The sequence below is a fragment of the Pedobacter sp. V48 genome, from assembly GCF_000523515.1.
In the GTDB taxonomy this organism is placed as follows: Bacteria; Bacteroidota; Bacteroidia; order Sphingobacteriales; family Sphingobacteriaceae; genus Pedobacter.
In genome coordinates this window covers 588,556-611,051 of sequence record NZ_AWRU01000006.1, presented here as the reverse complement: position 1 = coordinate 611,051, position 22,496 = coordinate 588,556, and the positions used below count along the sequence as shown (strand labels likewise).

The 22,496-nt window shown below is 38.9% G+C and carries 19 protein-coding genes and 1 pseudogene; 7 read left to right on the top strand and 13 right to left on the bottom strand.

The window, feature by feature from the left end:
• Nucleotides 1-28 precede the first annotated feature (28 nt).
• A complete protein-coding gene (locus N824_RS07845; RefSeq protein ID WP_048904550.1) occupies nucleotides 29-1,354 on the bottom strand; it encodes a RagB/SusD family nutrient uptake outer membrane protein in 1,326 nt (441 codons plus the stop codon).
• A gap of 10 nt (nucleotides 1,355-1,364) precedes the next feature.
• Entirely contained in the window at nucleotides 1,365-4,520 is a 3,156-nt protein-coding gene (locus tag N824_RS07840) for a TonB-dependent receptor (RefSeq protein ID WP_048904549.1), read from the bottom strand.
• Between the two features lie 403 nt (nucleotides 4,521-4,923).
• Between N824_RS07840 and N824_RS07835 the strand changes: the two genes are divergently transcribed.
• A complete protein-coding gene (locus N824_RS07835; protein ID WP_048904548.1) occupies nucleotides 4,924-5,901 on the top strand; it encodes a glycoside hydrolase family 43 protein in 978 nt (325 codons plus the stop codon).
• Here N824_RS07835 and N824_RS07830 read toward each other — a convergent pair.
• Nucleotides 5,888-6,244: a helix-turn-helix domain-containing protein gene (locus N824_RS07830; protein WP_048904547.1), complete on the bottom strand. Its 357-nt coding sequence runs from the start codon at nucleotides 6,242-6,244 to the stop codon at nucleotides 5,888-5,890. The genes N824_RS07835 and N824_RS07830 overlap by 14 nt on opposite strands.
• Nucleotides 6,245-6,355: 111 nt before the next feature.
• On the opposite strand from N824_RS07830, the gene N824_RS07825 reads away from it, so the two are divergent.
• Nucleotides 6,356-7,096, top strand: coding sequence for an SDR family NAD(P)-dependent oxidoreductase (locus N824_RS07825; RefSeq protein ID WP_048904546.1), 741 nt, complete (start codon nucleotides 6,356-6,358; stop codon nucleotides 7,094-7,096).
• Between the two features lie 44 nt (nucleotides 7,097-7,140).
• On the opposite strand, the gene map is transcribed toward N824_RS07825, so the two are convergent.
• Nucleotides 7,141-7,905 (bottom strand): type I methionyl aminopeptidase, encoded by a 765-nt coding sequence (map, locus tag N824_RS07820; protein ID WP_048904545.1) that lies wholly within the window; start codon nucleotides 7,903-7,905, stop codon nucleotides 7,141-7,143.
• A gap of 211 nt (nucleotides 7,906-8,116) precedes the next feature.
• On the opposite strand from map, the gene N824_RS07815 reads away from it, so the two are divergent.
• Entirely contained in the window at nucleotides 8,117-8,428 is a 312-nt protein-coding gene (locus N824_RS07815; protein ID WP_048904544.1) for a hypothetical protein, read from the top strand.
• Between the two features lie 112 nt (nucleotides 8,429-8,540).
• A complete protein-coding gene (locus tag N824_RS07810; RefSeq protein WP_048904543.1) occupies nucleotides 8,541-9,248 on the top strand; it encodes a hypothetical protein in 708 nt (235 codons plus the stop codon).
• A gap of 129 nt (nucleotides 9,249-9,377) precedes the next feature.
• Here N824_RS07810 and guaB read toward each other — a convergent pair.
• The 7 genes and pseudogenes from guaB to N824_RS07775 form a co-directional block, all read right to left on the bottom strand.
• A pseudogene (gene guaB / locus N824_RS07805) lies at nucleotides 9,378-10,847 on the bottom strand (IMP dehydrogenase).
• 160 nt (nucleotides 10,848-11,007) lie between these two features.
• A complete protein-coding gene (locus N824_RS07800) occupies nucleotides 11,008-12,624 on the bottom strand; it encodes a beta-N-acetylhexosaminidase (RefSeq protein WP_048904541.1) in 1,617 nt (538 codons plus the stop codon).
• Between the two features lie 21 nt (nucleotides 12,625-12,645).
• On the bottom strand, nucleotides 12,646-13,416 hold the full coding sequence (locus tag N824_RS07795; protein WP_048904540.1) for an SDR family oxidoreductase: 771 nt from the start codon (nucleotides 13,414-13,416) through the stop codon (nucleotides 12,646-12,648).
• A 12-nt stretch (nucleotides 13,417-13,428) separates the two neighbouring features.
• On the bottom strand, nucleotides 13,429-14,568 hold the full coding sequence (locus tag N824_RS07790) for a DUF4861 family protein (protein WP_048904738.1): 1,140 nt from the start codon (nucleotides 14,566-14,568) through the stop codon (nucleotides 13,429-13,431).
• A gap of 10 nt (nucleotides 14,569-14,578) precedes the next feature.
• The gene (gene kduI, locus N824_RS07785) at nucleotides 14,579-15,421 is read right to left on the bottom strand and encodes a 5-dehydro-4-deoxy-D-glucuronate isomerase (RefSeq protein ID WP_048904539.1); all 843 of its coding nucleotides are present in this window, start codon (nucleotides 15,419-15,421) and stop codon (nucleotides 14,579-14,581) included.
• A gap of 24 nt (nucleotides 15,422-15,445) precedes the next feature.
• Nucleotides 15,446-16,639: a glycoside hydrolase family 88 protein gene (locus N824_RS07780; protein WP_048904538.1), complete on the bottom strand. Its 1,194-nt coding sequence runs from the start codon at nucleotides 16,637-16,639 to the stop codon at nucleotides 15,446-15,448.
• Between the two features lie 23 nt (nucleotides 16,640-16,662).
• Nucleotides 16,663-17,697 (bottom strand): LacI family DNA-binding transcriptional regulator, encoded by a 1,035-nt coding sequence (locus N824_RS07775; protein WP_048904537.1) that lies wholly within the window; start codon nucleotides 17,695-17,697, stop codon nucleotides 16,663-16,665.
• A 342-nt stretch (nucleotides 17,698-18,039) separates the two neighbouring features.
• Here N824_RS07775 and N824_RS07770 point away from each other — a divergent pair, with 342 nt between their 5' ends.
• From N824_RS07770 to N824_RS07760, 3 genes are read left to right on the top strand one after another with little or no spacing between them, the layout of a single operon-like run.
• The gene (locus N824_RS07770; protein WP_048904536.1) at nucleotides 18,040-18,780 is read left to right on the top strand and encodes a (Fe-S)-binding protein; all 741 of its coding nucleotides are present in this window, start codon (nucleotides 18,040-18,042) and stop codon (nucleotides 18,778-18,780) included.
• A 22-nt stretch (nucleotides 18,781-18,802) separates the two neighbouring features.
• Nucleotides 18,803-20,182, top strand: a complete 1,380-nt coding sequence (locus N824_RS07765; RefSeq protein ID WP_048904535.1) for a lactate utilization protein B — start codon at nucleotides 18,803-18,805, stop codon at nucleotides 20,180-20,182.
• The gene (locus N824_RS07760; RefSeq protein ID WP_048904534.1) at nucleotides 20,175-20,759 is read left to right on the top strand and encodes an LUD domain-containing protein; all 585 of its coding nucleotides are present in this window, start codon (nucleotides 20,175-20,177) and stop codon (nucleotides 20,757-20,759) included. Before N824_RS07765 ends, N824_RS07760 begins: the two co-directional genes overlap by 8 nt.
• 6 nt (nucleotides 20,760-20,765) lie before the next feature.
• Here the strand turns inward: N824_RS07760 and uxaC are convergent, their stop codons facing one another.
• The gene (gene uxaC, locus N824_RS07755; protein ID WP_048904533.1) at nucleotides 20,766-22,175 is read right to left on the bottom strand and encodes a glucuronate isomerase; all 1,410 of its coding nucleotides are present in this window, start codon (nucleotides 22,173-22,175) and stop codon (nucleotides 20,766-20,768) included.
• Nucleotide 22,176: 1 nt separating this feature from the next.
• Nucleotides 22,177-22,488, bottom strand: a complete 312-nt coding sequence (locus N824_RS37225; RefSeq protein ID WP_306413882.1) for a mannonate dehydratase — start codon at nucleotides 22,486-22,488, stop codon at nucleotides 22,177-22,179.
• Between the last annotated feature and the right edge of the window lie 8 nt (nucleotides 22,489-22,496).

Below are 22,496 nucleotides of genomic sequence, written 5' to 3'. Positions count from 1 at the left end.
ACAAATATATTTTAATGATGTTAAAATTTTAATTTCTGCCGTAACCCGGATTCTGAACAAGTGATGGATCAGCAATGATCTCTCCTGCCGGTATTGGAAAAATGTACTTATTAGGATCGTTCAGGTTCAATACCGCAGAAGCTCTACCTGTTCTGACCAAATCAAACCACCTGAAAGGTTCCAGGGCAAACTCTACACGCCTTTCATTTTCTATAGCCAACAAGACTTCATCCTTATTAAGACTTGTGCTTATTTCAGGAACATTAGACCTAACCCTTACCGCATTTATATCTGCAATTGCTCCGCTTAAATCAGGTACTGTTTTAAGTACACGTGCTTCAGCCCTGTTAAGAAATAATTCTGCCGTTCTGATAATGTATCCAGCAGAAGTGTTAGTGGGATAAATACCACCTATAAATTGTCCTGCAGCATTTTTTACGGAAAGGATTTTACGATCGCCACCAACAGCAGGATCGTTCAAAAGATTGTGAATTACTGCTTTTGGTTCAAGTGCCCTGTTACTGGTATTCCATTGAGAATACCCCGCATTAACATCATTTACACTGTAAGAAAGCTCTAATACAGACTCTGAAGTTCCCGCAGCAAGATTAAAAGGTTTAATCAATTTATATCCGGGATTTGCCAAAACAGTATTGATATCAGCTTCGGCCTCAGTATATTTTTTCTGATATAGGTAAAGTCTGGCTCTCAATGCAATTGCTGCAAGCTTGGTTATCCTGTTCCTCACAACAGTAGCAGGCAACAAGGGCTCCGCCTTATTTAAATCTTCAAGCACCTGAGCAAACACTTCAGCCTGAATACTTTGCTTAACGCCAAGTTTATCAGCCACCACATTAGTTGGTGTTAAAAATATCTGCACATTTCCAAACACGCGCGCAAGATCAAAATAAGATAGGGCCCTAATGGTGTAAGCCTCACCCAACAGCTGATTTTTAAGATCATTACCAAGTTTATTATCTGTGACCAAGGGCACTTTTTCAATAATATGATTGGTGCGATTAATGGTATTGTAGAAGTTTCCCCAATAGGTTGATAAGAATGCAATATCTGACCGCAGATCATAATTGATTACATTCAAATCCGTTTGCGCATTGTTTAGTGATTTAATGTCTCCACCTGACTGAAGTATTGTATTCTGGAAAGCGCTTCCATAATTAAGACTTGCCAATCCGCGGTAAGCTCCTCTTACGGCAGCTTCTGCTGATGATCTATCATAGATCGTAGTTTCATCAGGTATGGTATCGTATGGTGAAACTTCTAAATATTTCTTGCAAGAGAGCAGCGATGAACTGATCAGCAATAAAAATAGGAGTGTTTTATTTTTAGTATTCATGATTCTAGTATTAAAATGAGATGTTAGCGCCAAACTGAATTCCTCTTGGTTGCGGTGGTGTAGCTGTATCCAAACCGTCGAGATTCTGACCCGCACTACCCGAACTTTCCGGATCGGCACCTGAATATTTTGTTTTAAGCCAGAGATTCGTTCCCAAAACATACAGCCTTACTTTGCCCAACCTTGCTTTTGAGGTTACTGATGCAGGTAAAGTATAACCTAAAGAAGCCGCTTTAAGTCTGATGAAGGATCCATCTTCCAGATACCTGCTGTTCTGTTCGATGTTATAATTATTACCCACACTGGTAACTCGAGGTGTATTGGTAATGTCTCCTTCTTTTTGCCACCTGTTCAGTTGGCTCTTTAAAATGGATCTGGAGGCATCTCTTGTACCCCCACCTTCCAAAATGTACTTGTTAAAATTGAATACTTTATTGCCATATTGGTAAGTAAACAATACGTTCAGATCAAATCCTTTATAGCTGATATTATTAGAAAAACCTCCAAAGAAATCAGGGATGAGATTACCCATTAGCTGACGATCTGCCGTAGTCACAGTAGTTCCTGTAGTTCCATCGGCGTGTTGAAATATAGCATCTCCGGTTGTAGGATCAACATATAGCTGTTTGTATAACCAGAAACTTCCCAGCGCAGCCCCTTCCTGTGTTCTTCTATACTCTCTGGCTTCAAAGGTGATAGGGCTAACCAGTTTTTCAGCTCGGTTTACATTTCTTGAAATGTTAAAATTTGCTGACCATTCAAAGTCCTTAGATTTTATAATTGTTCCGGTTATTGCCAGCTCAATTCCCTTATTACTTACTTCACCAGCATTAGCCAATGTGCTTGAATACCCTGTTGATTGTGGCACAGGCAAATAAAGCAAAGCATCTGTGGTGTACTTGTAGTAAGCATCAAAATTCAGGAACAGCCTATCCTTAAATAAACCCAGGTCTATTCCTGCGTTGTAGGTCGTGGTTTTCTCCCATTTCAAGTCAGGGTTTTTTAATTGAGCAGGTGCTACACCAGGTTTAGGTCCGCTTGTTAGGTTATCAGGATACGCCGCTGAGCCAGACCATAAACCCAATGCGGCATAGTCGTTAATGCCATTTTGATTTCCTGCGGAACCGGCACTTAGCCTAAGTTTGAATTCAGATATGGTTTCAGAATTTTGTAGAAAGGCCTCCTGTTTGATCCTCCATGAAGCGCCTATACCAGGAAAGAATCCCCAGCGGTTATTGGCACCAAATTTAGATGAACCATCAGCTCTGATTACACCTTCAAGAAAATATTTATTATCAAGACTGTAGTTCAGCCTACCAAAAAATGAAGCAAGTGTAGACTTCGATCTTCTCTGATCAGCTGTCCTCACAGAAGCGGCAGAGATTTGCTGAAAGAAATTATTTGGGAAACCTTGTCCAACTTCCTGAGCGACCTTAACATCGGTACTCTGAATACTATTTCCAATCAAAACAGTAATATTTTGCCTTGAATTAAGTGCTCTTACATAGGATAGGGTTTGTTCATTCTGAATAATCGTGCTGGTACTAAACACCTCTTTTCTATAGCCCAATGGATTAGGGCTGCCACCAATAATTGTTTGATCGTTAAAGAACTCACGTTCATTATAGTTATCATAATCTAAACCGATCGAAGATTTAAACTTAAGACCTGGTAAAATATTAACTTCTATGAACTGATTACCTATATACCGAATACTTGTGGTCGAGATATCGGTAATATCAGTATTTACAAGATTATCAATATTTTCGTAAATCGAACCCCTTGCTGGCGTTCCATCTGCGTTGTATAAAGGCAAATAAGTCGGATGATGCAGCGCAGCAAGTAAATGTCCGGCCTGCTGACCAGCGCCACCTCGAACTTGCTGTCTGAATGTTCTATAAACGCCATTACTTGAACTAAGGGTTACTTTATCATTCAGTTTACTATCAAGATTCAATTTAAAACTTCCCCGCTGGAAATCAGCTGGTTTTAATATTCCTTCCTGATCGGTATAACCGGCACCTATATTATAACGGATCTTCTCACTTCCACCTTGGATGCTAAGGTCATAATTCTTAACCTGTGCAGTTCTGAAGACTCTGCTTAATCGATCATAAGTTTGCTGATCTTCTGGATTACCTCTTCCGGGAACACCATTAATAACATCTGTTACTGGTCTGAATGGGCGATTCTCGTAGGTTTGATTTAGGCTAGGTTTGTCTTTACCCGAGTTTATCCATTGTTCATTAACCAGCATGGCATGCTCGGGACCAGTAGTGAGTTCCCATAATCTATCAGGATCAGCCTTTTGCCAGCCATGTGATATCTCTAAATTATATTTTGTTTTGCCTAAAAGGTACTCTCCCCTTTTAGTGGTTACCAAAATAACTCCGTTGGCTCCACGAGAACCATAAATTGCAATAGCACTTGCATCTTTCAGCACTTCAATACTCTCAATATCCGCGGGATTTATATCTGCCAGAGGCGATGTTTTTTTACCTCCAAGATCAAGGGTTGACAAAGAGTTGTTGTTCACAAATACACCATCAATAACATATAGTGGCTCGTTACTAGCGTTAATAGAAGCAGTTCCCCGTACCTGTACTTTTACACCTTCACCAGGGGAACCAGAGTAAGTTCCTACCTGCACACCTGCTGCCCTGCCTTGTAACTGGGCATCAAAACTGGCTACAGGAATCTGCTTGGTTTCGGCAGCATTTACCTTAACAATAGAACCCACAACACTTTTACGTGTTTGGGCACCGTACCCCACAACAACTACATCATTTAGCTGACTTGCACTCTCTTTTAATTCAACCAGAATTGGACTTCCATTGGCTACAACCTGTTTTTTTTCGTAACCTACATAAGTAATCTCTAAAGTATAAGGAAATTTCTGACCGGTAACAAAATCGAATTTCCCATTTTTATCTGTTTGTACAACGTGTGTAGTACCGGTAATGTGGATACTTACCCCAGGAATTCCAAGCTTTGTTACGGCGTCAATAATTTGGCCTTTAAGAGTAGAATTAATAAGTGGTTGAGTTTGGGAAAAGGAAATAAGTGGCAATAAGATCATTACCGCGATACTGCTCTTCAATAGCAGTGTTTTTTTTAACAAGGAATAAGCGCTATACAAATGCTTACCCTTTTTAAAATTTTGCATAACTTTAAAAAGTTTTAATTAATAAAATTCTATTGGTTGAAACGAGTTGGCATTTCAGTAAGTGATTGGCGTTGCGTACTGAATGCTTTGATAAAGGCAGGATGCTAATCCTGTCTTTATTATTTCTTTATAGCTTGAAATGCTATTGCATGGAACAGCAACAACAGTGAGAAGAAAATCTCAATCGATTTAGACTGCAGAGCGCAATTTCTTTTTTTAAGTGTAAAATTCTTTTCATTGTTTGGTTTTGTTTCTTATCAATTCAAGGCAAATGTAATTGCATTTTTGTTAAAAACAAATAAAATCTATGGATTTAATAGAGTATTAGTGAAAAAAGATATAAAACGATACCTTAGGCTTTAATTAAGTTTAAACAAATTATACTATCCAAACGCATTAAAAAATGAAGAAGTATCAACTTTTGCTTTGCCTTTCGTTCATAGCACTTTCCTTATCCGCACAAAAAAAATCAAAAGAGACTTCTGGAAATCCAATATTTCCAGGCTGGTATGCCGATCCTGAAGGAGCTATATTCGGTAAAGAATACTGGGTTTACCCAACCTTTTCTGCTAAATATGAAGAACAGACATTTATGGACGCCTATAGTTCCAAAGATCTTGTTACCTGGAAAAAACATCCGCACATTCTTGATACCAGCAATGTTAAATGGGCAAAAAAAGCTGTATGGGCACCATCAATAACTAAAAAAGGAAATAAATATTATCTCTTTTTTGGGGCTAATGACATTCAAAATGATAATGAATTAGGTGGTATAGGCGTTGCCGTTTCAGATAAACCGAACGGCCCATTTAAAGATCTTATCGGCAAACCCCTGATCGATAAATTTCATAATGGTGCGCAGCCAATTGATCAATATGTTTTTAAAGATAAAGACGGACAATACTATCTATTTTATGGGGGTTGGTCTCACTGCAACGTTGTAAAATTAAGTGATGACTTTAAAAGCATTGTGCCATTCCCTGATGGAACAACTTATAAAGAGGTAACCCCTAAGGGATATGTTGAGGGGCCTTTTATGTTTATCAAAGATGGAAAATACTATTTCATGTGGTCGGAAGGCGGATGGACCGGTCCAGATTATTCAGTAGCTTACGCCATAGCAGATTCACCTCTTGGTCCGTTTAAACGTATAGATAAAATCTTAAAACAAGATCCATCTATCGCTACAGGTGCGGGTCATCATTCAATAATCAAGAATCCAAAAACTGGCGATTACTACATTATATACCACCGTCGTCCATTAGGTGAAACCAATGGTAATCATAGGGTTACCTGCATAGACAAAATGGAATTTGATGAAAACGGATTGATCAAACCTATTAAAATCACTTTCGAAGGTGTAGGTGCTAATCCCCTGTAGGACGGTTAGCATCACCCCAGTCGGACAATAACCGGAGAACCGGCTCAAGCCTCAATCCTAATTCTGTAAGCTTATACTCTACCCTGGGCGGAACCTCAGGGTAGATCATTCTATTTACCAAACCATCGTTTTCCAGTTCCCTAAGCTGTAAAATCAATATCCGCTCAGAAACATTAGGCATTGATTTACGAAGTTTGCTATACCTTAAGCTTCCATAATTTAACAGACGCCACAATATAGTGGGCTTCCACCGGCCGCCAATTAAATCTAAAGTATAGGCCATACCACAACTAGCATTTATCTGCACCTCATTTTCAAGATTTGTAGAGCTTTCTTTTCTCATTACTTACATTTATGTTAGTACTATACAATTTTATCAGTACATACAATTGTAAAAGTACAAATATACCTTTGTAATAAGTATTAATATTAAAATTTATTACAGAAAACGGATATGGAACATTTGAAAAACAAAGTAGCAGTAGTAACCGGCGGAAGTCGTGGTATAGGAGCTGCGATTGTAAAAAGACTTGCAAAAGAAGGTGCAACTGTGGCTTTCACTTATGTAAATGGGAAAGAAAAGGCAGACGCATTAGTTAATGAGCTAACGGAAATAGGTTTAAAAGTTCTGGCAATTAAAGCAGATAACGCTATTGAAGGAGAAATTACTGCCGCAATACAAAAGGCTATAGCAACTTTTGGAAAACTGGATATACTGGTTAACAGCGCCGGTGTTTACATTGGGAAACCATTTGAAGAACATACCCTCGCTGATTATGATATCACTATGGCAGTAAACGTAAAAGCTGTAGTGGAGGCCTGTCTAATTGCTGCGAAAAAGATGGAAAATGCGGGCAGGATCATAACCATAGGAAGTAATATGGCTGATAAAGTACCTSCCRYTYWRGGCACATTATATGCAATGAGCAAATCTGCGCTAAGCGGACTTACAAAAGGCCTGTCACGCGACTTGGGGCACAGAGAAATTACGGTTAATCTGGTACAACCGGGCCCTATAAATACAGATATGAACCCTGAGACCTCAGAACATGCAGACTTTCAGCGAAGCCTAATGGCAATACAAAAATATGGCAAACCAGAGCATATCGCCGATGTGGTAGCTTATTTAGCAAACCCTAACAGTGGCTATACCACAGGTTCAATAATTACAATTGATGCAGGAACCACCAGCTAATTACTTCATACAGCGCCACCGCTTTGGTGTGCGCTGAATGTTAATTATTCCCAGATGTTATTTACGGCAGTAAGGATAACCGGCTTACCATCTGTAACCATTATGGTATGTTCATGTTGCGCTACATAGCCACCTTTATTACCAACCAATGTCCATCCATCCTTTTCCTGGTCAGCATAAGTTGAAGCAGTGGCAATAAATGTTTCAATAGCTACAATAGAATTCTTTCTGAAGCGCGTAGTATTAAATCTATCATAGCAGTTCAAGATCTCATGCGGTTCTTCGTGTAAACTTCTGCCTACCCCATGTCCGGCGAGGTTTTTAATCACCTTATATCCAGATTTACGAGCTTCTGTTTCAATCAATCTACCGATATCTGCAATCTTTACTCCCCCTTTTATCTGATTTATGGCTTTGCGCAATATTTGTTTTGAAGCATCTACAAGCGGCTGAAGCTCATTTATATCTTCGCCTAAAATAAATGAACCACCATTATCAGCCCAAAAACCATTTAACTCAGCAGATACATCAATATTAATAATGTCGCCTTCTTTAAAAACTTTATTTTCTGTAGGAATGCCATGAGCAATCTCATTATTCACGCTTATGCACGTCCATCCAGGGAAGTCATAAGTCAGCTTAGGTGCCGATTTTGCGCCTAAGCTACTTAAAATTGCTCCTCCAAAATCGTCCAATTCTTTAGCGGTCATACCTGGAGCAGCATGTTCCCTCATTTGTTTAAGGGTTTCTGCTACCGCATTACTGATCTGCTGCATTCCTGAAAGTTCTTCGTCTGATGTAATTGACATGGTCTTTTTTTATACAAAGATAGAAATATTTAAACTTACCTGCTTCCTTGCTCAACAATCTGTAGAGGAACTCCACAGCTTTCCGAAACCGCCAATAAAATAAACCACTGAAAATCAGACCGGTGCCAAAAAACATATACTTAGGCACTATTATGTAGCATAGTCTAAACATAATTAACAAGAATATTAATTGAAATTTAAAATAAGTATTATGAAAAAGATCATTTTATCAGCAGCATTTTTAGCAGTAGCAGGATTAACAACAGTAAAAGCAAGCGACATTAAAAACTCAGTAGAAGTTGCTGTAAGACAAGATAGTACTACAAAAACTCCAGTAGAATTAAAAGACCTGCCTGAGCCGGTTCAAAAAACGTTACAAGCTGAACCAGCAAAAGAATGGACTCCAACTGCAGCATTTCTTGTTGTTAACGCAGACAAATCTGAGTATTACTTGATCAATGTTAAAAAAGGAGAAGAAACAGGATCTCTTAAGATCGACAAAGACGGTAAAGTGGTTCAATAAATCACGATACATATATAGCTAATACATACAAAAGCCGGAGGATTCCGGCTTTTGTACTTTTATTAAACCTATATTTAGAATAAATCATTGTATTTAATCGTTGTATAGAAATATGAGAATAGGACTTATTACGCTTTTATTATTTTGCTGCGCTGCTACGTATGCTCAATCTTTTAAGTATCCGGTGCTTATCCCTCAAGGAAAAACCATAAAATCGCTCATTCCAGCTCAATGGAAGGTTATAGATTCTGTTTATGGAGATTTAAACAATGATAAAGTTGAAGATCTGGCCTTGATATATGAGTTTTATGCTGCTGTTAAAGAAAACAGGGCATATGGAGATAATACAACAGAACTTATCACCGAAATCCAAAGACCCAGAATGCTGGCAGTCTATTTTAAATCGGGCAGAAATTACAAACTAGTAACCCAAAACAACAATTTTATTTTAAGATCGGAAGAAGGTGGCTCGATGGGTGACCCATTACGACCATTGGTTATCGCAGATAATGTACTCAACCTCGCTTTTGAAGGGGGCGCAAATTGGAGATGGAAACTTAATTACAGCTTTAAATATCAGGATAAAGATTGGCAGCTTACCAAGGCAAGCAATTACTCTTATCATAGCGGATCTGGTGACATGAATAGTAAAAAGTATGATTTTGTAAACAAGAAACGCATTATTACTATTGGTAAAATCAATAATAAGGATTCAGGAAACGAGATCATTGAACAGAATTTAACATTTAAAACGTTGCGTACTTTTTCGAGCTTCAAAAAACCCTGGACCTGGGAATTGGGACCTGATGAGTTTTTATAAACTCCTATCACATGTCAGACTCGGTTCGGACTCTGTTAGACTATAGTCAAAGTTAAGTCTGTTTTAACACAAAAAAGGGCCTGAATCAGTGTTGATTCGGGCCCTTTTTTGTGTTATTTAATCAAATTATTAACGCGAATAATTTGGAGCTTCTTTAGTGATTGAAATATCATGAGGATGACTCTCTCTCATTCCCGCGGCTGTAATGCGTACAAATTTGGCTTTCTGTAAATCTTCAATAGTTGCAGCACCACAGTAGTGCATACCTGCTCTTAAGCCACCTACATATTGATAAATCACCTCGGCCAACGTTCCTTTATAAGGTACGCGACCAACAATACCTTCCGGTACCAATTTGGTAACTACATCTTCCTCATCCTGAAAATAACGGTCTTTTGATCCCTGTTGCATTGCTTCAACAGAGCCCATACCACGGTAAGATTTAAACTTACGTCCTTCGTAAATGATGGTTTCACCTGGCGACTCCTCTACCCCAGCGAATAAAGATCCTGCCATAATAGAGCTAGCTCCGGCTGCGATAGCTTTCACAATATCTCCTGTTTGTTTGATACCGCCATCAGCAATTACAGGAATCCCTGTGCCAATTAATGCCTGGGCACATTCAAAAACTGCATATAACTGTGGTACACCAACACCAGCAATGATTCTGGTAGTACAGATAGAACCTGGACCAATACCAACTTTTACTGCATCAGCTCCGGCAGCTGCCAAAGCTCTTGCAGCTTCTGCTGTAGCGATATTACCTGCAATAACCTGTAAGTCGGKKWWSKWAKSYKYMMWGGCMTTAAYYRKMWCRRKRAYRCCTKTANAKTGNCYGWKRGCAGTATCAACTGTAACTACGTCAACTCCTGCTTGGACCAATGCAGCAACACGATCAATGTTATCAGCAGCTACACCTACTGCAGCACCTACACGCAACCTGCCGCGTTCGTCTTTACAAGCTTTAGGATAGTTTTTATATTTTTGAATGTCCTTAAAAGTGATTAACCCCGCTAGTTTGCCTTCTTTATCAATTACAGGAAGTTTTTCAATTTTATAATCCTGTAAAATTTCCTCTGCCTGTAAAAGGGTGGTACCTTCTGCGGCAGTGATCAGATTTTCGCTGGTCATCACTTCAGAAACTTTACGTTGCATATCTTTTTGAAAGCGCAAATCTCTATTTGTAATTATACCAACCAATTTACCCTCTGAATCTATAACAGGAATTCCACCTATTTTAAATTCTTTCATGATCTGGAAAGCATCGGCAACTTTAGCATCTTTACTTAAAGTAACTGGATCCTGGATCATTCCGCTTTCTGAGCGTTTTACTTTTCTTACCTCCTCTGCCTGACGCTCGATGCTCATGTTTTTGTGAAGCATACCGATACCACCAGCCTGGGCAATGGCAATAGCCAATCCAGATTCAGTTACAGTATCCATTGCAGCAGAAACTACAGGAACATTAATACGTATTTTTTTTGTAAGGAAACTCCCTGTATCCACGTCACGTGGCAGAACTTCAGAGTAAGCTGGTACTAATAATACGTCATCGTATGTTAGACCTTCGGCGATAAATTTATTGGGATCGAGTTGCATAGCAAATAATTTATGAGTTACTATTTGCCGGGCAAAAATACGATTATTATTGATACTACGCAACAGTTTTGCAAATATTGGGCTTAGGCCCTAAAAGTTTACAATTAAATTAAATAGCGTCAGAAAATAATATTGAGCAAGTGTTTAAGGTCGGAACCACTTACAATCCAGTATCAAAGCGCTTAACCCCAGCCCCTATTCTAACGGGTTCAGGATTCTTTGCAGGATTAAATGGATCATAATAATAAATTGATGCTTGCTGAAACAGCGGCATATGCTTTTTTAAACGCTGCATAAATGCTTGGAAATCCTTTGCGTTTTTACTCCATGCAGCTTCTGCAAGTGCAGTTATTCGCGGAAACAACAGGTAATCTAATCGTTGATCGCTTTGAATCGTCTCCGTCCATAGATCAGCTTGTATACCCAAGATCTGTTTTTTACTTACTGAACCGTCTAAGTAATTATCCTGGGAAAAGGAGTAAACGCTTTCTAATGCATTGTATAATTTATTGCTCCATTTGCGACCGTAATTATGGGTACTATCTTGAACAAAGTCAAAATAAAACGGCAATCTCGGGCACAACACGGTTTCATAACCCTTTTTAAGAGATAGATTTAGCATATCAGGTTTATCATGTCTCCACCAGAAGATAATTGTCTTGTCTTTAGGAAGATCAACTTCCGCCATCTCATCCCACACAAGTAATTTCGCATTCATACTGTATACCGAATCTGCCATACGTTTCATGAAGTATTTTTCTACTTCTTTAACATTTGCCAGTCCTTTACTTTGCATTAGCGTTTTAATATCCGCATTTGTAGACCATTGCTGATTGCCATAGCTTACCTCATCGCCGCCAAGGTGAATCATCCCTGAAGGAAATAATGCATTGGTTTCGCGCAGGATATTTGAAAGGTATTGATAAGTAACTTCTTTACCAGGATTGAACGTGAATTCAGGATGTCCCTCAGATCCACCCCCGCTAAATTCAGGATATGCCCTATTCGCTGCAGAAGCATGTCCTGGCATATCTATCTCCGGAATAACAGTGATAAATCTCTGTGCTGCATAAGCTACTATCTCTTTCACCTGTTCTTGCGTGTAATACTGTGAGGGTAAAGTTCCATTCAAAAAATCACCAATACCACCAATCAAGGCGAGTCCCGGATATCTTTTAATTTCAATACGCCATGCAGGCTCGTCGGTAAGGTGCCAGTGGAAACGATTCAATTTATAGAAAGCCATCCAATCCAGAATAGATTTAACTTTTGCTACACCAAAGAAATGTCTTGATTCATCAAGCATCAAACCTCGCCATTCGTATAAAGGACTATCCTGTATCTTGCATCCTTCTAATGAAAGTGAACCTTTTAAATTTTTCGATTGTCTGGCAATCTGCAGCAACGACACAACGCCATAGAAAGCCCCTTCAGCATCGCTTGCAGATATTTCAACTCCTTTTGAACTGATTTCCAGAGTGTATAGGTCTGAGCTTTTTTTCGACGTAAGCAGTAATTTTACACCAGATTCTTTCGATGCTTTGTAAACACTTAAAGGTAGTCCCTGCTCTTTCAATAATTCCTGCTGAAGATAATGAGCGACTGGTATTAAAAGCTTAGATTCTGCGACTATAGGACTATGCTGAGTGAGCACAAAAGAGCCATCGGTTTTAGCAAACTTTACTGGTTGAGGAATAATCGGACATATTTCCTGAGCATTTGTGATTTGATAAGCAATCAGCAAACTACAAACCAGTATTAATTTTCTTAAATTCATTTACTCAATTATTTTATACCATTATCTGCCCATCCATCCGCCATCTACTGTCATCACGGTGCCGTGCATATAAGAAGAAGCCTCTGTAGCCAGAAAAACTATCGGACCTTTAAAATCTTCCGGTTCACCCCATCGCCCTGCAGGAATGCGTTCCATAATAGAGCGACTACGGTTCTCGTCGGCTCTCAGTGCAGTTGTATTATCAGTTGAAATATATCCCGGTGCTATTGCATTTACATTTACCCCTTTAGCTGCCCATTCATTAGCAAAAGCTTTTGTTAACTGGCCAATTGCCCCTTTACTGGCTGCATAACCAGGTACGGTAATGCCACCTTGAAACGTTAGCAGAGAAGCTGTAAAAATTACCTTTCCATGTCCACGCAAAACCATTTCTTTTCCAATTTCCCTGGTAAGGATAAAAGGAGCTGATTGATTTACAGCGATCACTTCATCCCAGTACTCATCAGGATGTTCAGATATAGGCTTTCTTAAAATTGTTCCTGCATTATTTACAAGAATATCTATTATCGGATGATCTCTTTTTACCTGATCAATAAATAGTTTAAGTGAATTACGGCTGCTAAAATCGCATTGATATGCATAAAATTTCCTACCAAGTAAGTTTATAGATTTTTCTATATCACTTCCAGATAGCTCTAAATTGGCGGATACGCCAATAATATCTGCTCCTGCTTCTGCAAGGGCCTCTGCCATAGCCTTACCTATGCCTCTTTTACAGCCTGTTACTAAAGCCGTTTTTCCTTTTAAATTAAATAAATCAAGTATCGCCATTTTATATATTTCTTATTGCACTTTTACAACTAATGGTTGGTTTAATTTCTGACTAAAAGTATCCAGATGTTTAAACCATTCATTTGCTGTTGTAATTTCATTCCCCTTACTCCATGCAGACCCATTATAGTAAACAACCGGCTCTTTGCCTTTAACTAAGGTATGGGTTAGCAAATGAACCTTATCAGTGTTCATTTTCACCTTTCCACCAGGGATAATCGTTGCTACCCCTGTAATTCCATCTGCACCATGCTCTGGCTCCCAATAACCCATTATGCCCTGTTTTTCATCCATTAGGATAACCCCCGGCTCGGCTCTTTTAACTATCCCTATTACTGCAGGAAGATCTGCTCCGTCTGAATAAGAGTAATTCGCTTGTATACGGTTAAAGTGAGAGCCAGCATCCAGAGATATTGTTTTCACTACTTTTACCAGTTTGCCTGCCACATCCCACTCATCATAACCTAACTGGAATGAGGTACGCAATGGGCCATTATCCAATACTTTCCAGTTATGATAATTTTTAGAATAGTAAACTGAGTCATTAACGTACGGAGCTATATCGCCTGCGCCTAAAGTTAATCCTACACTATAATAATCCATTCCATCACCATGATCTGTATGGTAATCACCAGTTTTGTACCAGTCATTAATTACCAGCTTACTTGATCTTTTAACCCAAATATCTATTCCAAAAGCATTGTCCTTTCTGGTCTCTAATGCTTTACCGTACATACGGTTGGCGACTTTATCGTTCTCCCATGCAAAGTCATCATAGCGTTCAGGGACATAGCGACCGTAGGTCTTTCTAGTTGCAGCAGCAGGTTTGCCTGCTACTATAAGGAGTTTAGCATTCCCTTTTGCCTTAACGTTAATTTGTACCAGTAAATTCTGTATAGCCACTTCTCCTTTGTGCTCCAACTGAAAAGGAATTTCTTTTTTGGTAGCCGCATCTAATACTTTGAAATTCGCAGTATCGATACCCGGATATTTTGTGATAATGGTAGCCCAGTTAATGGACAATACCTCACCTACCCGTTCTATATCAGATGAATTATTCACTATAATAATTGTTTTCACCACATTTGTTTGTGCCTGCACAAAGAACGATGCTCCGGGCAGTAGCAATAAGAAAGCTAATACTTTTTTCATAATCTCTTTATTATTTAAGCTCATTAATTGCACAATGATCCATATCTCCATAGTCAAGATTCTCACCTGCCATACCCCAGATAAACGTATAGTTGCTTGTACCCGCTCCTGAATGTATAGACCAGTTAGGCGAAATCACAGCCTGCTCATTTTGCATCCAGATGTGCCTGGTTTCCTGTGGTTCGCCCATAAAATGACAAACACTTTGGCCTTGTAGAACTTCAAAGTAGAAATAAACCTCCATCCTACGGTCATGAGTATGTGCCGGCATGGTGTTCCAAACGCTTCCACTCTTTAGCTCAGTCATGCCCATTTGTAGTTGACAAGTAGGCAAAACACTATTTACCAATAGTTTATTTATAATCCGGTGATTTGCCGTTTCAGGACTCCCAAGCTCAACAATTTCCGCCTCGGCTTTTGAAACCTTTTTACTTGGATATTTATGATGAGCAGGTGCAGAATTAACATAAAATTTTGCAGGCTTCTTTTTATCGGCGGATGCAAATGTTACATTTTTAGTCTCCTTACCAATATAAAGCGCTTCTTTAAAACCCAGATCATAATTAACTCCGTCGGCTACAACGGTACCATTGCCACCTACGTTAATAATGCCAAGTTCTCTTCTTTCTAAAAAGTATTCGGCTTTTAAACTATCAGGATTTGAAAGTTGTATAATTTCATTTACGGGCATTATTCCTCCGGCTATATAGCGGTCGTAATGAGACAAAGTAAGATGTATATGGTCCGCCTCGAATATCTCGGGGATTAAAAAATTTTTACGCAGATCCGCGGTAGCCATTTGCTTTGTTTCATTTGGACTTAGAGCGTATCGGCTTTCAAAATGTGTTTGCATGTTTTATCTTTTTTATTAATATTTTTATAAATACCAGTTTTTATAGCGATGTAAAGCCTCTAAAAAATAGTAGTCAGCATAGGTTAACGGAACATCAACCTCCGATTTATGAGGTATTGAGCCTACGCTGTGTTTTAACAAAAACCCACCATTCTCTCCCAATTTTGCACGATAGGTATCAGAAGCCAATGTTTTTAAAGCTGTTTCAGCGGCACTCACATATTGTTTAACTTCCTTTTTATCTGAATACTGGGCGAGCTCCAATAATGCGGAAGCCATAACCGCACCAGCAGAGGCATCACGAAGCGCATTAGGTATCCCAGGAGCATCATAATCCCAGTAAGGAATCATATCTGCAGGCATATTGCGATCATTTAACATGAATTTGGCAATATTTTTTGCCTGGTTTAAATACTGTTTGTTTTTAGTAAAACGATACATCATGGTGTATCCATATAAGCCCCACGCTTGTCCTCTACTCCATGCAGATGAGTCTGCAGCTCCCTGTGCGGTTATTTTTTGCAAAATCTTACCTGTTTTCATGTCATAATCAATAACATGATAGGAGCTAAAATCTGGCCTGAAATGATTTTTAATGGTGGAATTTGCATGCGTAACTGCAATCTCTTTGTATTTTTTATCACCTCCATGGTCACTTACCCAGCTTAGCAATTCAAGGTTCATCATGTTATCTATAATAACAGGACCAGCCATTTTTTTGCTGGAATTCCAGGATTGGATCACACCGGCTTCGGGATGGAAGCGTGTTGACAAAGATTCTGCGGCCGTATCTATTGTCTTCTTATACGAAGGATCTTTCAGGATTCGGTAAGCATTACCAAAACTGCAATACATCATGAAACCCAAATCATGATTACCGGTGTAATGCTTTTCTTTTTCTAAAATAGAAAGACGTTCTTTAGCTTCCTTCAGAATGTCGGCATCCTTTGTATACTCATAAATATAAAGTAGCGTACCAGGAAAAAACCCGCTACACCACCATTTGGTATCACTTGTTTCTACTTTACCTGTATTTTCGTAATAGGTTTTAGGCATTACATCTGCAGGCACATTTTTGGCAAGCACCTTATATTGCTGATCAGCAAATTTAAATTGCTCATCAATCAATTGGCTCATTTTTCCATCCTTACTCTGGGCGCTTAGCATGCCATTATTTATCAGTAAAAAACAGATTACAACAAATAGTTTTCTCATCATCAATGTTATTTAATATTTAGTTTTTAGGTTGTCATTCTTCTAATCAGCTGAACAGGTATCGTTATTGGTACTGTTCTTTCATCAATTATATTGGTATTATTCTTCAAAGAATTTATTAGCGTTTCAACTATCTTTCTACCCACTTCATCCGGAAACTGTTCTATAGTAGTGATTGCAGGAGTAATTATTGATGTTCTGGGATCATTTGAGTAACCTATAATTTTTAATTCACCGGGAACATCAATTCCCTTTTCTCTTGCAAATTCGAGCGCTGCTATTGCGCTCGTATCGTTATCCGTAAATAAGCCATCGGGCACAACATCTCCTTCAAACATTTTTCGCATAGCTTCTCTAGCATTTGCATGGGTCAATTCCTGATGAAACACCCAATTTTCATTCACAGGAAGCTTATGCTGTTCAATTGCTTTTAAAAACCCGGCCGATCGGTCCTGATATAAATTTGAAGTTAAAGGCCCCGAAATATGAGCAATCTTTTTACAGCCAGTTTCAATGAGGTGTGAAGTTGCGATGTATCCTCCCCTAAAATCATCACCTTTTATTATTGTTGCCTTTTGTTCATTTAAGGGTACTCGATCGTAAAAAACTACTGGTGTCCCATTTTGCAGAAACTTATCGAAATGGCTAAAATCTGTGGTACCCAGCGTACATGCTGCAATTAAAGCATCAACTCTTGAGGACAAAAGTATCTCTGTAAGTTCCTTTTCCATATCCAATGAGTCATTAGACTGGCATATGATCAGATTATATCCATACTTCTGTAAACCATTTTGAATAGTGGTAATGACCTCTGCATGAAAAAACATTGAAATCCTCGGCACAATAAGTCCAATCGTATGCGTTTTATTGCTGCGCAAGCCTGAAGCCATATTATTACGCCTGTAACCCAGCTGAGCAGCCATTTTTAGCACATCATTTTTTGTTTTTTCCTTTACGTGTGGATGATCATTTAGCGCACGGGAAATTGTTGCAGGCGAAAGCTTCAGCGCTTCCGCAATATCCAGAATTGTATTTTGCTGTACCTTTTTTGGGTTGGCCATTTTAATATTATATAAGGCTAGTGATTTAACCTAATCCATATACCAAGTTAATCAATATTACAATTATATGAAAACGTTTTCATAAATTCCAACAAATTAATCCGGCACAGTTTAAACATTATAAAAATACATAAGTAGTTCACGTAATTCAGGTTAAATTAAGGTATACCAACTTTTTTGTTACAAAAAACTGTTGAACGAATATCATTATATGAAATCGTTTCCGTTCTAAATAGCAAACTAATCTGCATAATATTCTTAATAACATTATATTTACCGCTGAGCACTGTATATTTGCTTGAACGCACAACCTAAACCAAATAAGATCAGATACTTTTAGCCATGACTGTTGGACTTTTTATTCCGTGTTATATTGACCAGTTCTACCCAAACGCCGCTATTGCAACCTTAACTTTACTGAAGAAACTAGGAGTTGACGTGGTTTATCCCACAAAGCAAACCTGTTGCGGTCAGCCTATGGCCAATTCGGGCTTTGAACATCTCACACAAGGATGCAATGATTTATTTATAGAAAACTTTTCTGAATTTGATTACGTGGTATCCCCTTCCGGGAGCTGTGTACTCCATATTAAGGATCATCTTCATGCCGATAAAGCCGAAGACAAGGCCCTTGGAATCAGAAAAAAGATCTATGAGTTAACTGAGTTCCTCACTGATGTACTTAAAGTTGAGAAATTAACTGCAAGCTTCCCTCATAAAGTTGGTGTACACCAAAGTTGTCACGGGCAGCGTGGATTAATGCTTGCACAAATGAGTGAACTCGTTGAGGCTCCTTTCTCTAAACCACTGCACCTGCTAAATATGGTTCAAGGTCTGGAACTGATTAACCTGAAGCGACCTGATGAGTGCTGTGGTTTTGGTGGTACTTTTTGTGTTGCCGAAGAAGCCGTATCTGTAAAAATGGGTAAAGACAGGGTTGCAGATCATCTTAACGGTGGTGCCGAATATATTACCGCAGCAGATATGTCTTGCCTGATGCATATGGAAGGCATCTTACGCAGACAGAACAGCAATGTGAAAGTAATACACATTGCCGAGATATTAAACGCACAGGAATTTTAAACCTACAACCAGCAATAATAAAATGAGTACAGGAGCAAAAGATCACGCTCAATTATCCGACATCTTTAATAAAGATGAAGCGCGTGTAGACTGGCATGATGAAACGCTTTGGTTTGTGAGGGCCAAGCGGGATAAGGCTGCGAATAGTCTACCCGAATGGGAAGCCTTGCGCGAAACCGCATCACAAATAAAAGACAATGTGCTATCAAACTTGCATGATTATCTTTTGCAGTTTGAGGCCAATGCTGAAAAGAATGGCATAAAAGTTCACTGGGCTGCCAATGGCGAAGAACACAATAAAATAGTGCATTCCATTTTAAAGGAAAGCGGCGTAAACCGCATTGTTAAAAGCAAATCAATGCTTACCGAGGAATGCCATCTAAATGATTATCTCCATAAAAACGACATAGAGGTTATAGATACTGACTTAGGAGAACGTATTGTACAATTGGCTGAAGAGCCACCCAGCCACATCGTGCTTCCTTGTATTCATAAGAAAAAGGAAGAAATAGGAGATTTGTTCCACAAGCACCTTGGCACGCCTGAAGGTGCCTCTGATCCGGTATTTTTGACTGCCGCAGCAAGGGATCATTTACGTGAAAAGTTTATTACCAGAAAGGCTGCTATCACCGGAGTAAATTTTGCAATAGCTGAAACGGGCGAGTTTGTTGTATGTACAAATGAAGGAAATGCCGATATGGGTGCACATCTTGCTGATGTACATATTGCTTGCATGGGAATTGAGAAAATAGTACCCTTACGCAAGCATCTTTCGGTATTTCTAAGGATACTTACCAGAAGTGCGACCGGACAACCCATCACCACCTACTCTAGTCATTTTAAAAAGCCAAGACCCGGGCAAACCATGCACATCGTTTTGGTAGACAATGGCAGGACTACACAACTTGGCAGAGAAGATTTCCGCAACTCACTTAAGTGTATCCGCTGTGCAGCATGTATGAATACCTGTCCGGTTTATCGCAGAAGCGGCGGACACAGTTATCACACTGCAATCGCAGGGCCTATTGGTTCCATATTGGCTCCAAACCTGGACATGAAAAACTATGCCGACCTTCCATTCGCTTCCACCCTTTGTGGCTCGTGCAGCAATGTGTGTCCGGTAAAAATAAATATTCATGAACAGCTTTATAAATGGCGTCAGGTAATTGTTAAAGAAGGTTATGCAGATCCAAAAAAGGCAATGGCCATGAAAGCAATGGATTTTACATTATCAAATCCATCAATATATAAATTCGCCGGAAAAGCAGGTCGCTGGGTTTTAAAACATGCTCCCTTCACCGTAAACAACAAACTTAATCTTTGGTATAAACACAGAGAAATGCCTGAGTCTCCAAAACAATCATTTGGAGAATGGTATAAACAAAATAATAAAAATGACTAGCAGAGAAGAAATACTGGCTAAAATAAAAACCAATCAGCCAGGTGCCAGGCCTTTACCGGCAGACCTTACTACCGTGCCAGGTGGGATGGAAAGCATAATGCAATTTAAAACGGTACTATCTGCCATAGGTGGGGCAATAGTTGAAGTTGCAAATTTTGAAGAAATCACAAAATACATTCAACAGGAATTTAAAGATAAAAAAAGACTCATATCTACTTTACCTGAACTTGGTTCAGTAACGGAATCAGGATGGGAAAATAAAGATCCGCATAGCTATGAAGACGTTGATCTGGCTGTAATTAAGGCTCATTTTGGTGTTGCCGAAAACGCAGCGCTATGGATTACTGAAGATTTGATGCAGCAAAGGGTTGTTCCTTTTATTTGTCAGCAATTAGCTGTTGTGGTAAACAAGGTTGACATTGTTGCTACCATGCATGATGCCTATAATAAAATAGGTGACGCCGAATATGGATTCGGATCCTTTATTGCTGGCCCATCAAAAACTGCAGATATTGAACAATCTTTAGTACTTGGAGCCCATGGCCCTAAAACTATGACTGTATTTTTATTAGGCTAGGATATCCTAGCCTAATTTAAAATATTCTTTGGCGTTGTAATAGCAGATATCGCTGATGATCTGCCCGATCCATTTCTCGTCATTAGGTAATATTCCATTCTCCATTTCTGCTCCAAACAGGTTACACAATATTCTTCTGAAGTATTCATGTCGTGAATACGAAAGGAAGCTACGCGAGTCAGTAAGCATACCTACGAAATTGCTCACCATCCCCATATTAGACAATGCATTTAATTGTTTTTCCATGCCATCTTTCTGATCCAGGAACCACCAGCCAGAACCAAATTGCATTTTACCTTTCATCCTTCCATCGGCAAAATTACCGGTCATAGCTGCAAAAACCTCGTTATCTGCAGGATTTAGATTATAAATAATGGTTTTAGTAAGCTGATCAGTTACACTCAGATTGCCTAAAAATCCCGATAGTCTTTCAGCATGTCTAAAGTCGCCAATAGAGTCATATCCCGTATCAGCGCCTAATTTATTGAACATTCCAAGGTTATTATTTCTAATTGCGCCCAGGTGAAACTGCTGTACCCAGTCCTTTTCATGATATAGTTTGCTCAATTCCGTTAAAACATAGCCGGCAAAAGCATCAGGATGAGAAAACACAGCGTCATCGGTTTTTAAGAAACTGATAAATTCTTTTTTCTCCCCATCAGTTAAGTTATATGTTGCAGGCAAAGTAGCTAATCCATGGTCAGAAACACTACAATTATGCGCAGCAAAATAATCAACACGCTGTCTTAAAGCCGCCAACAATCCCTCAACATCTGTTATAACAATTCCCGAAACAACTGAAAGCTGTTTTACGTAATCCTTAAATTGACCTGCCTTATCAATCAACAAAGCTTTATCTGGCCTGAATGAAGGTTTTACTTTTACTGAAAAATCACTCTCACCTAATTGTTTATGATATTTAAGATCATCGCAAGGATCATCTGTAGTACCAACCATTTCAACTTTAAAATGGTTTAACAATCCTTGTGTAGAAAACTCATCTTTTGTAAGCAACGCATTACAGTCTTCATAAATTCTTTTACCCGAATCAGCATTTAGAAAGGAATTGATGCCAAAAGGATTTTTAAGTTCCATATGCGTCCAATGAAACAAGGGATTTCTAACTGTTGCAGGCACTACCCTTGCCCAGGCCATAAATTTATCCTGATCTGCAGCACTTCCTGTAATCAGCTCTTCGCTAACACCCAATGCACGCATACCTCTCCATTTATAGTGGTCACCTTTCAGCCAGATCTCAGTCAGATTAGCAAATTTCTTATTCTCTGCTATTTCCTGCGGTGGCAGGTGATTATGATAATCAATTATAGGTAGGTTTTTTGCATAATCATTAAAAAGTATTTTCGCATTTTTGCTGCTCAACAAAAAATCTTCAGGTATTACTGCTCCTTCTATCATGTTATTTATCTAAAAACTGGTTTATTATTCCGAACTCTAATCCTCTCAATTCAGCCAGGCCTTTTAATCTGCCGATAGCTGAATAACCTGGGTTAGTTTTTTTCTTAAGGTCATCAAGCATCTGGTGACCGTGATCGGGTCGCATTGGAATGCTAACCTGTCTTTTCTGTTGTATTAAGATGATTTGTTTTACAACATTAAACATATCTACATCACCCTCCAAATGGTTGTCCTCGTAAAAATCACCCGCTTCATTTCTTTTTGTACTCCTTAAATGAATAAAATGAATTCTTTCTCCGAATGCAGCTAACATTTCAGGCA